The organism is Prevotella rectalis (assembly GCF_900607215.1).
In the GTDB taxonomy this organism is placed as follows: Bacteria; Bacteroidota; Bacteroidia; order Bacteroidales; family Bacteroidaceae; genus Prevotella; species Prevotella brunnea.
Genome location: NZ_LR027820.1, coordinates 1,199,050 through 1,213,648, shown reverse-complemented (window position 1 = coordinate 1,213,648; position 14,599 = coordinate 1,199,050). Strand labels below are relative to the sequence as shown.

The following is a 14,599-nucleotide window of genomic DNA, read 5'->3' as shown; positions in this document are numbered from 1 at the left end:
CCCCTGTTGTATCATTATGAATGATATTATAAATGGATTGGTGGGACACCTTTATTCCCTCATTCTTTCGCAGATAACCTGATATTTGTCGTGGAGACCACTGGTCATTGGTGATATATTCCTTAATTCTCCAGACTAATTCGTTAGAGAGCCTGGCGTTCTTTACCGTTCTCTTTCTGCGCTGCATAGCCATATCGTGCGCCTTTGTCCAGATATACTTTTCTGATGGCGTGCTGTTGCGTTTGATTTCACGTGATAGTGTTGACTGACTGATGCCGACGATTGTGGCAATCTCTTTTCTCCCTGTTTTCTTTTGGAGTAAGGCGAAAATTTGCGACCTTTGCTCCGAGGTTAATTGATGATATTTCACAATACAAAGTTAATTAATCTTGGGGAGACAGAGGTCTCCCTTTTTTATTTGTATTGCTGGTTGTTTTTTTTCCTCGCCGAGAGATGCAGACAACCTCTCGCTACGCTTCGAGAACGTCTGCATCTCTCGGCGAGGGCTACTCTTTTATTGCACTTCGTTTTGGAACTTGCAGAGTCTCTTGAAAATTAGCGATTCATTAACCTTTTCTCCGCCATTCTTTCGTATTTCGTGCCGGGTTGCCCATAATTGGCGTAGGGATAGATGCTGATACCACCACGCGGGGTGAAGATACCGGTTACTTCAATGTATTTGGGAGCCATCAACTTGATGAGATCTTTCATGATGATGTTCACGCAGTCTTCATGAAAGTCGCCGTGATTGCGGAAACTGAAAAGATAGAGTTTCAAACTTTTGCTCTCCACCATCCTTACGTTTGGGATGTAGGCGATGCGGATTTCCGCGAAGTCGGGTTGCCCCGTAATCGGACAAAGACTTGTAAACTCGGGGCAGTTGAACTGTACCCAATAATCATTCTCCTGATGTTTGTTCTCAAATGCTTCAAGCACTTCCGGGGCGTAGTCCGTGCGATATGCGGTTTTGCCTCCCAATTGGCGAAGCCCCTCGTCTTTTCTTTCCATATATTGATAAATGTTGTTTTATGCAGGAAGATGTCGCTTTTCAACCAAGGCTGAATATTTTCCAAATGCTGTAGTTGATACCGTTGTCGTAAGTGTCTTCGCCTTCGTGCTCCTTGAGCTTCTTCACTATTCGGATTGTCAGCGGAAGGGCGATGATCTCGTAGAGGGTTTTCAGCAGCACCTGCCACAACATGAGCTTTGGAAGTTCTTCTGTGGGAACAACGCCACCCAATGCCAAGGGGAAGAATATGATTGAGTCGCACGTCTCTCCGGCTATGGTACTCAAGATGGCGCGGAGTGAGAAGCGTTTCCCACCGTGGCGAATCTTCATTTTGCTCATTACGTAAGCATTGGCAAACGAACCGATGATGAAAGCTGCGAAAGACGCTGCCGCAACGCGTGGAGCCAAACCAAAGACGGCATGGAATCCCTCTTCGTTAGTCCAATAGGGCGCACCCGGTATCCAGTCGCACAAGGCTCCCATGGCAACAAAAAAGAAATTCATGGCGAAGCCGGTCCAAATCAGTAGGCGGGCTTTGCGAAATCCCCACACCTCGCACACACAGTCGTTGATGATGTAGGAAATGGGAAAGACGATGAGACCGCCTGTCAAACTGATGCCTAATACCGAAATTTGCTTGGTTTCAAGGATGTTTGCCGCTATGAGGCAAACGCAGAATAGGATGCTGAAAAGCATGAACAGCACACTCACTTGTTGTTTTTTCTGTGTCATTTTCTTGTTTTGTTAAAGAGGGTTTTGCAAGTACCCCTATGAATAAAGTGAGGCAAAGGTACAAAAAAATCTTAAATAATAGTGCTTTTATCAATCAATTCCTTATTTTTGCATCTAAAAAGCTATCTTTGCGGACGCGAGATAGTCGAAACGTAACATTCAAATAAAACAGATAAGTATGAAAAAGATTTTCTTAGCCGCGATATTGGTGGCACAAGTATTTGTGGCAAACGCACAATCTGCAGACACAAAGCCGTATGAGGAAAAAATGAATAAGATTGAGTCCGAGTTCAATGATTTGCAAACGGCATACAAAGCACTCAGCAAAAAAGATCCGAAAACATTCACCGATGCTGAAAAACAGCAGCTGCAGGCTATCATGACCAAAGCCGACTCGCTTACTGAGGTACAGTTGGCTGCCACATTGGAAATCATGCGGAAGTTCAAGGCTACCTCTTTCCCTGCAAAATATGTGGCTGATGCCATGTACGATATGAGTTACGAGGAATTGAAAGAAGCTCTTGATCCGACAAGCGGTTACTATAACGATGAAGTGCTGAAGCAGGCTAAGTCGCAACTTGCCTCTTTGGAACTTAGAAGACCCGGATTGATGTTCACAGACCTCACCATGAATGATATGAATGACAAGACCGTGAAGCTGAGTCAATGGGTAGGAAAGGGCAACTATGTGCTTGTGGACTTTTGGGCAAGTTGGTGTGGACCCTGTCGTCAGGAAATGCCGAACGTTGTGGCAGCTTATGAGAAATATCACGCTAAGGGTTTCGACGTAGTCGGTGTTAGTTTCGACAATAAAAAAGACAAATGGACGGCGGGTGTAGAGAAGTTAGGTATGAAATGGCATCAGATGTCCGACTTGAAAGGTTGGCAAAGCGCGGCTTCAGCGGCTTACGGCATTCGTTCCATCCCTTCTAACGTGCTGTTAGACCCTCAGGGGAAAATTGTAGCAAGCGATTTGCGAGGTGAGGATTTGCAAAATAAGTTGGCAGAAATCTATAAATAACCGACTTTTCTCCTACATCTATATTATGATAATGTATGTGGTGGGAGAACAACACGATCGAAAAAATAGAAAAAAGATGCAAAAGTCCCGATAAGTTTCTATACCTATCGGGGCTTTTCCATGTCTAACGCGCTTTCTGTTTGCGAGTATTGCTCGGCTTTCAATCTGTGTCAATTGTGTTATTCCATTGCTTCATCCTCATTGCCAATAACGAGTTGATTCATTGTTTGTTGTGTCTGTTCGTAGTTGTATTGCCCCTTTCTCTCCCGGTACAGACCATCTACGATGCTATCGGCGAGCGAGATGTTTGGAACGGTAATCTTGTCGCATTGCAAGGCATCTGCAATTGTGAGGAATACCTCTGAAGCAGGAATGATAACATCAGCGCGATCGTCTTTCAAACCATATTGCTGCTTGCGTTCTTCAATGTTCAGTGCTGTCAGTTTTTCATAAATATCTCGCAGGTCGCTCACTTTCATTATCTTGGTATCTTCTTCGCCGCGAGTGAGTTTGTAGAGTTTGTTGATGTTGCCTCCCGAACCGATGATAGTTGTGTGAGGATGTTCCTGCATATAATTGGTAAGCATGCTTATCATCTCATGCTTCGTTTCCCTTGTTACTTGTCCGCTGAGTAGGCGAAGTGTTCCCATATCGAACGAGCGGCTCTGCAACAGCTCGCCGTTATGGAGCAGAGAAATCTCCGTGCTTCCTCCACCCACATCCACGTAGGCATAGTTTCCGTTGTTATAATTCGGGTTCTCCACGATGTTGTTGAAGAGTAGTTTCGCTTCCTCTTCCCCTCGAATAATCTCAAGTTTAATTCCGGTTTTCTTTTCAAGGTTTTTCATCACCTTTTTGCCATTGTCGGCATCTCGCATTGCCGCCGTTGCACACGCGCGGAACTCTTCCACCTTGTTCAAGCGCATGAAATGCTTGAAACCCTTCAGCATGTGAAGCATCATGTTGTAGCGTTCCTTCGATATTTTTCCTAGTGTGAACACGTCCTTACCTAAACGTAGTGGTACACGAATGAACATCACGCGTTTTATGCGCTCAAATTCCGGCGCGTTGTCATCGAAGTGTTTTATCAGCAAGCGTGCCCCATTCGACCCGATGTCTATCGCTGCCAAATTGTGCGGCTTGTGGTCGTCTGTATAAATTTCGGTTTTCGCTATTCTTTGTCTCATCATTTGTAGTCTTTTTGTTCAGTTTCCGCGCAATAAGTCTTGTACAACTCTTCTTGTGAGCGGAAAGGTTGTTCGCCCTCTGTGGGCTTTTGTATTTCGTTTGTTCCGAATCCATCCACGATTCTGGCATTGGTGGTGTCGCGCAATCCGTATTCTATGGTGCGACGCAAGTCCTTTCTTATCTCTTCATCGAATACCGGCGACATTACTTCGATGCGATTAATTAGGTTGCGTGGCATCCAATCCGCGGAACCGATGTAATATTTTGGGTTGCCTCCATTGCAAAAGATGAGGATGCGCGAGTGTTCCAAATAGCGGTCGATGATACCCACGGCTCGAATGTTCTCGCTCAGTCCCGGTATGCCGGGGACTATGGAGCAGTTGCCTCGAATGACGATGTCGATTTTTACCCCCGCTCGTGATGCCTCATAAAGTTTGTTCACGATGTCGGTGTCGGTAATGTGATTGATTTTCATCTTCAGCCATGCTTCTTTACCTTCCCGCGCGTTCTTTATTTCTGTGTTCAGCAGTCTTATTATCCGGTTTTTCATGGAGTTGGGCGATACCATTAGCTCTCTGAAGCGCATTTGTGAGAATGGCTTGTCTATGAAGTCGAATACGCGTTGCACCTCATTGACGATTCTTGGTCGTGCCGTCATCATCAGATAGTCCGTGTAGCATTTGGCGTTTCCCTCATGAAAATTTCCGGTTCCCACGCAGGCAATATTCCCATGCTTGGTGGTGATGTGCAATAGTTTGGAGTGGATTTTCAGTCCCTCGATACCAAAGATGACGTTCACGCCCTCTTCCTGCATCCTCTTGCTCCACTTGATGTTGCTTTCCTCGTCGAATCGCGCCAACAGTTCCACTACCGCTGTTACCTTTTTCCCATTCCTTGCTGCGCAGATAAGTGCTTTCACCACTTTGCTATCTTTTGCCAATCGGTAAAGCGTGGTTTTGATTTCCTTTACTTCCGGTCGCAAGGCCGCTTCGCGGAGCAATCGGATGTAGGCGTTGAAGGAATGGTAAGGCACGTGGATGAAACGGTCTTTTTCTCGAATAAGTGTCAGCAGGCTGTCATCGGACATGAATTCGGGTTTCATGATGGGTTTCCATTTCGGATAGCTCAATTCGCTGTGTCCACAGTTGGGGAAAGCCATCAAGTCCTTGTGATTTTGGTATCTGCCTGCACCCAAGAGGGTGTCCAATTCTTTTGCGTTGAGTCGTTCCATGACCTTTTTGCGAAGTTCTTTGGGCATCTCTCGGTCATACACTACGCGGATGGGCTCTCCTCGTTTCCTGCTATCTACGCCCAGCGCGATGCGTTCCATGAGTCCGTAGTCAGCTTCATTGTCCACTTCCATCTCTGCATCTTTGGTGAATTTAAAGGAGTAAGCTTCGTAGTCGCTTTCTTCCGAACCGATGAAAACCAATGGGAGACAAAACCGGATGACGTCGTCCAAATACATGATGTTATCGTATCCGTCGGATTCGGGTACGCGGATGAATCGTCCATAGACACGATCGGGTATCTTGATAATGGCATATTTCACTTTGTTCGTTACGCGTCCGGTTTTCTTTACGGCAAGATAGATGCGGTTGTCTTCCAGTACTGAGAAATCGTCTATTGCGTTGAACCAAAGTGGATTGGTAGATCCGTTCAGCTTATCGTAGTAGAGTTGTTTCAAGAACGTTTTTTGTTCTTCGTTAAGTTGCGTTTCATTGATGATGCGAATGTTGTGCTCTTCCAGTTCTTCATTTACCTCGTCGGTGGCTTGTCCGTACTCGATGTTAAATTCTTCGTTGAGTCTTGTTATGGTCTTGATGGTGTGTTTTATTTTCTGTGCCGTTTCATGGCTTACGTTTCCCGACTCTATTATGCGGTTGAGCGATGCCATTCTTACACGAAAGAATTCATCGAGGTTGTTGGAATAGATACCTAAGAAAGAGAGTCTTTCAAGTAAAGGTACCTCTTTCTTGCGAGCTTCTTGCAGGATTCTGTGATTGAAATACATCCAACTCACATCCCTTTCCACATAATTAATTATCTTTTTCTTGGATTTAGTCATTTTCTCTATAATTAAGTAGAGGGTAAATATTTATTCATTCGTGAACTTTTCCATTACGATATCATCGTTTTCTTCTGATAGGTGCAATTGTTTGATGACCTTCTCTCTGAAGCCTTTGGGCACATAAATCCTATGCAGTCGCTCTGTGTCTGCGAAGGTGCGCGGGCTGAGGTTTCTGATGTTTCCTTTCAGGGTTACCGTCTTCAGCTTGTCGCATTCCGCAAAGGCATAGTTCTCTATGGTTTCCACCGTGGAGGGGATGATTACTTCTTCCAAAGCATCACAATCCGAGAATGCGTCGCTGCCAATGACTTTTACGCCTTCCGGTATTTCTACCTTGGTCAGCTTGCGTCTGCGCGTGAAAGCAAGGTCGCGTATCTCTTCAACGGTTTTGGGAATGATTGCCAAAGAGGCATCCGTCAGATAAGAATAGAGCGTCTTTCTGTCGGATGAGAGCAGCATTTTGTTATCGATAACAAACTTATCCGACTCTGAAACAATGGTATCGGAGGATAAATCAACGAAAGGATTGTTGCCCAGTAGGTTTACCGATTTGGGAATGACGAGCTTCTTCAGTGAAATACATCGACTGAAAGCCTCGCTGCCAATCTCAACCACCGATGATGGGATTACCACCTCTTCTAAATATGCGCATCCCCAAAAGGCATTGTCGTCAATTACCTGAACGCCATCGGCTATCACATAGCGACCTTCCAACGCCTTTGATGCCGTCAGCAAGTGTTTCTTCTTTTTGGAATAATAAACACCGGCTTCATCTTTGTACGCGCCTTTGATTTGTTTCAACGCCAAATTTAGCACTAAATTCTCGAATTTGTTTTCTCGTTCAGCACTTTTTTTGAGAATATCATTAATCTTTTTCTTCTCCTCTTTCATACCTGCTTAGTTTGTTTGTGCAAAATTACTAAGAATTCGGCTAATTTAGCTTGTCTATTCTGTTACAATACTACTACAATTCTGTTACAAAATTGTAATAATATCGTAAATCGGTCATTAAAGAATTGTTTGCTTATTTTCATTGGTTTCTAATCATCAATTTTGGCAAGCCATTTCTCTTGTCTATTTTCAGCATGCGGAATGAGAAATTATGCGTGCATATTCAGCAGTCAATCATCGAGCCGGAAGGCATATTGATGGAGTGAAAAATATGCCCCATGAACATCATTGATAATCAGATACTTACAACATGCTTTTCAAAAGCTTAGCTTTTGCACTTTAAAAGCTTACCTTTTGCCCTCCAAAAGCTTAGCTTTTAACAAGCAATATCTTAGCTTTCGCGAAGCGATGGCTGTCGATATTGCTATCGTGTGAAAACCTTGTCGTAATTATTCCTTAAAAACCGATAAGGGATTATCGTAAAAACCCGAATGACACACTTCATGTAAGGCAACCGATTTCTCACCGGAGAGGTTAGCTTGTGTAAATTGAAATATATTTTTAATAAGAATGTTACGTGTATTTAACAATTGATATGTAATTTTGCGCCAAAATAAAAATATACCGGTTATGCACAATTATTTGGTGAGTATCGCGGTGGCTGTCGCTTTGATTGCGACACCTGTTCATGCTCAAGAAGAGAACGATATTGATCGGGCGGTTCATGTTCACGGAACAGTTCGCGGTAAGTACGAATATCAACCACAAGACAAGAAAGGAAGATTTCAGGTGCGCACGGCGCGAGTCAGTCTTGACGGAAAAGTGAACCACTGGGTGAGCTACAAAGCTGAGATAGACCTTTCCGATGAGGGAAAGATTAAGATGTTGGACGCTTATACACGACTGACACCCATAAGCAAATTCGACTTCACCATCGGACAGATGCGCGTTCCGTTTACCATCGATGCCCATCGCTCTCCTCATCAACAATATTTCGCCAATCGCTCCTTCATTGCCAAACAAGTAGGTAATGTCCGCGATGTGGGCGCGACGCTGGGTTATACGTTCAACGTGGGATTTCCCATCCGTTTGGAAGCAGGAGCTTTCAATGGGTCCGGACTCACCAATCAGAAAGATTATTGGACAAACAGTGTGAACTATTCCGCCAAGGCGCAAATCTTTTTTCCGCACGGTTTTAATCTCACGTTGAGTACGCAGAAGATAAAGCCCGACCATATATCCGTGATGATGTATGATGTAGGCACTTATTATCACGGGCACAATTGGCATGTGGAATTGGAATATCTTTATAAACACTATGATGCTGGGGCTTTCCATCCCGTTCATGCGGTGGATGCCTTTGTAAATTATGACATTAAGTTACGCAATAAGTTCTTCGTCAAGGTGTCGCCACTGCTTCGTTATGATTTCATGAACGACCATAGCGATGGCATTCGTTATCTTGATGGGAAGGAAAACGAAGCGGGCGAAATGCGCATTACCGACTACAAGCGGTCGCGTGTTACGGGAGGGGTAACACTCAGTCTCGACAAACCTTTCATCTCGGATATCCGACTGAATTATGAAAAGTATTTTTATGGGAAAGACGGCATACCGAAACCATCGGAAAAAGACAAGTTTGTGATCGAATTCATGACGCGTTTCTGACTCTAATCGGCAGGAACGAAACCCATTCTTCAGCCATAGGCAATCTCATGCAGTATGAAAAAGCCCCGAACGTCATAACGTCCGAGGCTTAACCTAACAACTACACTTATCTGACTGATTAGCCCACTTCAATCTGGCGAGCAATCTTCTTAATGTTCTGCTCCAGCTTCGGTAAGGTGATAACCAAAACACCATCGTTCATCTTCGCTCCAATCTTCTCCTTGTTCACATCATCCGGCAATATAAGCGTTTGCTCGTATTTGCTGTAGGAGAACTCGCGACGAAGATAATGGGCTTTCTGCTCGTTCACATCCTCTTTCTTTTCCATCTTAATGGTCAAATCACCATCGTTATTGATGTTTATTTCAAAATCATCCTTGCACAACCCCGGTGCCGCTAATTCCACTTTATAATCCTTATCAGACTCCAAAACGTTGATGGCAGGGGCAGTAGCATTTGCCTTGGGCATGTTGTTGTTGTAAAAGAAGTCGTTGAATACTTCCGGTAACCATGAGTTTCTATACATAATCTTTATCTCCTATTCTTTAAAGGGTTGTCTAATGTTTTCACTCACTATAAAGACAAGTTGCATACCAAATGATATTTCATGTCAGTTTGTCAGAAATTTATGACTTTTTGGCGCATCTCTTCCCTTCGATGGCTTCTTTAAGGCGAATCTATTCCCCTTAAAAGAGGTAAAGAATGGAAGATAAAAGAGGGAATAAGCGGATATGTTTGCAAACATATCAATCTCTCCCCCTTTGTTGATGAGGGTGGTTACAATTGCTTTTCCACTCTAAAAACCCATAAATTTTTCGTTATTCTCACATTTCTATCCTATCTTTGCATAGACATTTCCTGACTCATCAGGAGTGCTTCTCATCAATGATTATAATCAAATGAACATAAAAAAGAAAATAGATTGCTTCCTTTCTTGCGAAGACCTGCGAACAGCGGAAAAATTAACGGAGCCGTTCCGATCGTGTAGTGCGGTTGAACAGGTTTATTTGCTTATTTCCGACGACATGGAAGCCACCATGAGACTTCCGGAAAACGTGAAAACCATTGCCACAGATTATTTCCTGTCTGCCAAGACAATGTGTGCCATGGCGCATCACGCTTCAGCCGAGTACGTGTTGTTCTGCATGAAGAGTTCACCGGTAATACCGGGACATCACGCTTTGGAGCGATTGCTGCAAGTGGCTTCGGCTACCGGTGCCAAAATGGTGTATGCCGACCGCTATTCGGTGGAAGATGGCAAGACGGTGAAGCACCCCACGATTGATTATCAGGCAGGTAGCGTTCGCGATGACTTCGACTTTGGATCGCTGGTCTTGATAGCCACCGATGGCTTGAAAGAATATGAGCGGTATATCGGCACGAACGATTATAAGTTTGCCGGGTGGTACGACCTGCGCCTGTTCCTAAGTAGGGCGGGGAAGATCTTCCATTTGAACGAATACCTTTACATAGAGGAAGAGAACGACCTGCGAGCGAGTGGTGAAAAACAGTTCGATTACGTAAACCCACGCAATCGAGATGTTCAGATAGAGATGGAAAAAGCCGTTACGAATCACCTCTCGGCGATGGGCGCCTTGATTGATACGGAGAAATACATCCAACCCGATTTTAAAGAGGATGGATTTGAAGTGGAAGCCTCTGTCGTTATTCCCGTTTTCAATCGTGAAAAAACCATTCATGATGCCGTGGAATCGGCACTGAAACAGCAGGTCGATTTCAAATACAACGTGATAGTGGTGGATAATCATTCCACGGACAGCACTACGGCTATCCTCTCCAAGATGGCAAGAACTGACGAAAGACTGATTCATCTTATTCCTCACAGGAATGATTTGGGTATCGGAGGATGTTGGAACTATGCCATTGACGATGCTCGTTGCGGACGATTTGCCGTGCAATTGGACAGCGATGATCTTTATTCTTCGAACGCCACGTTGCGGAAGATTGTTCATGCTTTTCGAGAACAAAAGGCAGCAATGATAATTGGTTCGTATCGTATGTGCGATTTTGAGTTGAATACCTTACCACCGGGACTGATCGACCATACGGAATGGACGGAGGCAAATGGGTGCAACAATGCCTTGCGCATCAACGGCTTGGGAGCTCCTCGCGCTTTCTACACCCCTTTGGCGCGAGAAGTAAGATTTCCAAACACAAGTTATGGTGAAGATTATGCCGTAGGCTTGGCTTTCAGTCGTCAGTATCGTATCGGGCGCATCTATGAGGAACTCTATTTGTGTCGCCGGTGGGGAGGTAACAGCGATGCGGCATTGAGCGTGGAGAAAATAAATTCCAACAATTTGTATAAAGATAGGATACGCACCATAGAGCTTCTTGCCCGCCAAGAACTGAACAAAGGTGGCGATGAGGAGAATGAGGAGGAGCTGAAGCCTTTTTTTTACAGCCAGTTGGATAAGTGGAACGACGCCAAAAAGCGATACGCTGATTTGAAATCTGTGCACACACGCACGCTGGGCGAACTGGAAACGCAGTTCAATCCGGCACGGATGGTGAGTACCGGGGCAAAGATAGACAAGATTGCCATTGCCACTCGTCCATGCTTCCTGTGCGATTCCAATCGTCCGGAAGAACAGATGGTGAAGTCTTTCAATGAGGAATTCGATATTCTTGTGAATCCTTTCCCCATTCTTCCCATACATTTTACCATTGCCTGCAAACAGCATCAGCCACAGCGGATTGCCGGACACTATGCCACTCTGCACCGATTGGCGAACGCCCATCCGGGGTGGATGTTCTTTTACAACGGACCCAAGTGTGGAGCGAGTGCTCCCGACCATCTTCATTTTCAGGGAGGCTCAAGCAACACCCTGCCTTTGCGGAGAATGTGGAACCGACTGAACGATAATGCTGAAGTGTTGTTGAGGCAGAACGAGCATGAGAGCATATCATTGATAAAAAACTTTGCTTACCCTGCCATAGTTATCAGAAGTCGTTCCGTTACCACCGATGAGCAAATGTTCCGAATGGTTTACGATGCTCTGCCTCTTTGCAATGGCGATGCCGAGCCGATGATGAACATCATCGTATGGAAAGATGGTGCCGATACGCTTTCCATTGTTTTCCCACGTCGCAAACATCGCCCGGACTGCTATTTTGCGTCCGGAGAAAAACAATATCTCATCAGCCCGGGAGCTTTGGATATGGGCGGTTTGCTTATTCTTCCCAGAAAAGAAGATTTTGATAGGATTACAGCAGAGCATTTAAAAGAAATCATGAGCGAAGTCGTACTATCACCCGGACAGATGGAAGAGGTCTGTGGGAAGATAAGAAAACACAATCAAAAATTGATGCGTGCTCGTTTTCCATATCGTGAACCTATTGTAAAGGTCGGCATTGTGAGTGGGGAAGAACTACATTTCACGCTCAACGGCACTTTTGAAGTAAATGGACGAGATAGTTCGGGCAAACAAATCGTGATATTGAAGGAAAGCGAAATCCTTTGGCATGGGCAGAAGTATCGTGAACTTTCTTTTGTAGCCAAAGCGGAGTCAGCGTCTATCACGCTCGAAGACGTAACTATTGGTGTAAACTTTCATTGGGAACGAAAGGAAGCTCAAACCTTTCAAGGGGATTTGCGCTTGGTGATAGCCAATGACAAGATATGCGCCATCAACGAATTACCCGTAGAAACCTATCTAACGAGTGTTATCTCCAGTGAGATGCGTGCCACTTCTTCGCTCGAGTTGCTCAAGGCGCACGCTGTAATATCGAGAAGTTGGCTTTTGGCACAGATAGAAAAAAGAAAGCGGATGGGGGAATGTAAGCGGACAGCTTTCTCCTTAATTAATAAGGACGATGAATTGATACGTTGGTATGACCGTGAAGACCACACCATTTTCGATGTTTGTGCCGATGATCATTGTCAACGTTATCAAGGAATTACCAAGTCTGCCAATCGACATGTGGCAGAAGCCATCCGCCGGACGTCCGGAGAGATACTTACTTACGATGGGAAAATTTGCGATGCTCGTTACAGTAAATGCTGTGGAGGAGCAACTGAGGAGTTTCAGTATTGTTGGGAGAATATCAAAAAGCCCTATTTGGTATCTCTTCCCGACACGATGCCCGACAATACGTTGGTTTCAGATTTGACCAATGAGGAAAACGCTCGTAAGTGGATCTTATCTTCCCCACAGGCTTTCTGCAACACTAAGGATGCGAGCATACTGCGCCAAGTGCTCAATGATTTTGATCAAGAAACTCAGGATTTCTATCGTTGGACGCAAGACTACGATCAACAAACATTGTCGGCGTTGATAGAGGAAAAGACAGGTATAAAATTTGGCAAGATAATAGACCTCATACCGCTTGAAAGAGGGGTGAGTGGGCGTATTTTTCGTTTGCGAATAGTGGGAACGGAACGCAGTCTTACCATAGGAAAAGAGCTTGAAATACGTCGCGTTTTGAGCAAATCGCATTTATACAGTTCGGCGTTTGTAGTAGAAAAAAGCGACTTCATTAATGGTGTCGCTCAAAAGTTCCATATTGTTGGTGCCGGTTGGGGACACGGCGTTGGACTTTGTCAGATTGGTGCTGCCGTGATGGGCGCGAAAGGTTATGAATACAAGGAAATACTGCTACACTATTATCGGGGGGCGAGCATAGAAAAAATATATTGAACGATGACTGATAACTGTAAAAGGCGCGATTGGCTATGGCTGTCCACGGTACATTTTACCCGCGGACTGCCCTATGTTATAGTCTTTTTGGTATCGTTGGTTTTTTATAATCGTATGGGGCAGTCGAATGGTACCATCACACTCAACACCTCGTGGTTTTTCGTTCCTTTCATTCTCCGCCCCCTTCTTGGACGCGTGGTGAACGGCTACTCTACAAGGCGTTCTTGGATATTGGCGATGGAACTGCTGATGGCTTTTTGCATGTTTGGTGTGGCGAGCAGCATCTCCTCCCGGCATTGGTCATTGCTCACTGCGGTGTTTTTTTTCATCATGGGATGTGGTGCGGTGGTGCATGATGTAGCGATAGCTCGGTTCTATAGACAGTATCTTAACTCGCGTCAGACGCGTATGCCCGGAGTCTTTGGTGCCTTTCTGCTCTTGTCGGTGGTTGTTGGTTTGGGCATCCCCACGATGATAGCCGGCAATTTGGAAGTGCTGAAACGGTCGGTAATCACTTCTTGGACGCTGACCTTTCGTTTCCTATCTCTCACGTTTCTTGTTTTGTTTCTTTATCATTTCTTTATGATTCCTCGCGTGAAAGATAAGCCCTCCATAGCCCTATGGAGTGGAATGACAAAGCGATGGTGGATGGAAACCAAGACCGCTTTTATGCAGTTGCCGGATTATATGGCTTTGCTTTGTTTTCTTTTGTTTTTCCTAATACCCGAGGGGATGTTCTTTCGCATCGCCCCCTTGTTTCTCATCGATCCGGGTAGCAATGGCGGACTTAGTCTGTCGCCACAGGAATTGGGCTTGACGCAAGGCACATTGGGGGCTTTTGCTTCTATCTTCGGATTGGCATTGGGCGTTAAATATGTACGGCGATATGGTTTAAGACGTTGTCTGTGGTCCATGACGGTTGCGCTCACGCTGCCTAAACTGCTGTTCATCTATCTTAGCCATAATTTCATCTCCACACTTTCCATCGTGAATGCTTGCGTTGTTGTGGAACAGTTTGGTTTTGGCTACGGCATTACGGCATATTTATTCCTGCTATTCTATTGTTCGCGTGGCAAATATTCCGTGTTCAAATTCTCCATGGCAAGTGCGTTGGCTGCTTTCTCTCTGATGTCGTCCGGTTGGTTTACGGGCATCCTACAAGAATATGTAGGCTATCGGAGATTCTTTGTTATTGTGGGCGTTGTTAATATTCTTCCGTTCCTTGTTGCCGCTTTCCTTAAGAAGTCGAAAGCCTTGGCAAACCAAAGCGACTCTTCACACATTTCCAGCAGCGATTGAACTGTTCGCACGGTTTATTAGTTGTGGGCAAAATATTTTGTTTGTCCGCTCGTTGAGAG

Annotated in this window: 11 protein-coding genes; 4 read left to right on the top strand and 7 right to left on the bottom strand. The window is 45.0% G+C overall.

Annotation, left to right across the window (positions count from 1 at the left end):
- The 3 genes from E0E16_RS06255 to E0E16_RS06245 form a co-directional block, all read right to left on the bottom strand.
- Positions 1-370, bottom strand: a 370-nt coding sequence (locus tag E0E16_RS06255) for a helix-turn-helix domain-containing protein (protein WP_165444186.1), incomplete at its 3' end; no start/stop codon positions are given.
- A gap of 185 nt (positions 371-555) precedes the next feature.
- Positions 556-1,008: a preQ(1) synthase gene (queF, locus tag E0E16_RS06250; RefSeq protein WP_130829583.1), complete on the bottom strand. Its 453-nt coding sequence runs from the start codon at positions 1,006-1,008 to the stop codon at positions 556-558.
- A 40-nt stretch (positions 1,009-1,048) separates the two neighbouring features.
- The gene (locus E0E16_RS06245; RefSeq protein ID WP_130829582.1) at positions 1,049-1,741 is read right to left on the bottom strand and encodes a queuosine precursor transporter; all 693 of its coding nucleotides are present in this window, start codon (positions 1,739-1,741) and stop codon (positions 1,049-1,051) included.
- A 178-nt stretch (positions 1,742-1,919) separates the two neighbouring features.
- Here E0E16_RS06245 and E0E16_RS06240 point away from each other — a divergent pair, with 178 nt between their 5' ends.
- Positions 1,920-2,762, top strand: a complete 843-nt coding sequence (locus tag E0E16_RS06240; RefSeq protein ID WP_130829581.1) for a TlpA family protein disulfide reductase — start codon at positions 1,920-1,922, stop codon at positions 2,760-2,762.
- A 179-nt stretch (positions 2,763-2,941) separates the two neighbouring features.
- Here E0E16_RS06240 and E0E16_RS06235 read toward each other — a convergent pair whose 3' ends face one another.
- From E0E16_RS06235 to E0E16_RS06225, 3 genes are read right to left on the bottom strand one after another with little or no spacing between them, the layout of a single operon-like run.
- Entirely contained in the window at positions 2,942-3,952 is a 1,011-nt protein-coding gene (locus E0E16_RS06235) for a Ppx/GppA phosphatase family protein (protein ID WP_240048122.1), read from the bottom strand.
- Positions 3,949-6,018 (bottom strand): RNA degradosome polyphosphate kinase, encoded by a 2,070-nt coding sequence (locus E0E16_RS06230; protein WP_130829580.1) that lies wholly within the window; start codon positions 6,016-6,018, stop codon positions 3,949-3,951. Before E0E16_RS06230 ends, E0E16_RS06235 begins: the two co-directional genes overlap by 4 nt.
- 30 nt (positions 6,019-6,048) lie before the next feature.
- The gene (locus E0E16_RS06225) at positions 6,049-6,912 is read right to left on the bottom strand and encodes a leucine-rich repeat domain-containing protein (protein WP_130829579.1); all 864 of its coding nucleotides are present in this window, start codon (positions 6,910-6,912) and stop codon (positions 6,049-6,051) included.
- A gap of 630 nt (positions 6,913-7,542) precedes the next feature.
- On the opposite strand from E0E16_RS06225, the gene E0E16_RS06220 reads away from it, so the two are divergent.
- Positions 7,543-8,580, top strand: coding sequence for a porin (locus tag E0E16_RS06220; protein WP_130829578.1), 1,038 nt, complete (start codon positions 7,543-7,545; stop codon positions 8,578-8,580).
- Between the two features lie 118 nt (positions 8,581-8,698).
- On the opposite strand, the gene E0E16_RS06215 is transcribed toward E0E16_RS06220, so the two are convergent.
- The gene (locus tag E0E16_RS06215) at positions 8,699-9,106 is read right to left on the bottom strand and encodes an Hsp20/alpha crystallin family protein (protein WP_130829577.1); all 408 of its coding nucleotides are present in this window, start codon (positions 9,104-9,106) and stop codon (positions 8,699-8,701) included.
- A gap of 373 nt (positions 9,107-9,479) precedes the next feature.
- Between E0E16_RS06215 and E0E16_RS06210 the strand changes: the two genes are divergently transcribed.
- Positions 9,480-13,241 (top strand): DUF4922 domain-containing protein, encoded by a 3,762-nt coding sequence (locus tag E0E16_RS06210; protein WP_130829576.1) that lies wholly within the window; start codon positions 9,480-9,482, stop codon positions 13,239-13,241.
- 3 nt (positions 13,242-13,244) lie between these two features.
- Positions 13,245-14,540 (top strand): MFS transporter, encoded by a 1,296-nt coding sequence (locus E0E16_RS06205; protein ID WP_130829575.1) that lies wholly within the window; start codon positions 13,245-13,247, stop codon positions 14,538-14,540.
- Positions 14,541-14,599 lie beyond the last annotated feature (59 nt).

What these genes read in the sequence shown, in the direction of transcription:
- queF (WP_130829583.1), bottom strand. Translation starts at nt 1,008, where the DNA reads ATGGAAAGAAAAGACGAGGGGCTTCGCCAATTGGGAGGCAAAACCGCA.
- E0E16_RS06245 (WP_130829582.1), bottom strand. Translation starts at nt 1,741, where the DNA reads ATGACACAGAAAAAACAACAAGTGAGTGTGCTGTTCATGCTTTTCAGC.
- E0E16_RS06240 (WP_130829581.1), top strand. Translation starts at nt 1,920, where the DNA reads ATGAAAAAGATTTTCTTAGCCGCGATATTGGTGGCACAAGTATTTGTG.
- E0E16_RS06235 (WP_240048122.1), bottom strand. Translation starts at nt 3,952, where the DNA reads ATGATGAGACAAAGAATAGCGAAAACCGAAATTTATACAGACGACCAC.
- E0E16_RS06230 (WP_130829580.1), bottom strand. Translation starts at nt 6,018, where the DNA reads ATGACTAAATCCAAGAAAAAGATAATTAATTATGTGGAAAGGGATGTG.
- E0E16_RS06225 (WP_130829579.1), bottom strand. Translation starts at nt 6,912, where the DNA reads ATGAAAGAGGAGAAGAAAAAGATTAATGATATTCTCAAAAAAAGTGCT.
- E0E16_RS06220 (WP_130829578.1), top strand. Translation starts at nt 7,543, where the DNA reads ATGCACAATTATTTGGTGAGTATCGCGGTGGCTGTCGCTTTGATTGCG.
- E0E16_RS06215 (WP_130829577.1), bottom strand. Translation starts at nt 9,106, where the DNA reads ATGTATAGAAACTCATGGTTACCGGAAGTATTCAACGACTTCTTTTAC.
- E0E16_RS06210 (WP_130829576.1), top strand. Translation starts at nt 9,480, where the DNA reads ATGAACATAAAAAAGAAAATAGATTGCTTCCTTTCTTGCGAAGACCTG.
- E0E16_RS06205 (WP_130829575.1), top strand. Translation starts at nt 13,245, where the DNA reads ATGACTGATAACTGTAAAAGGCGCGATTGGCTATGGCTGTCCACGGTA.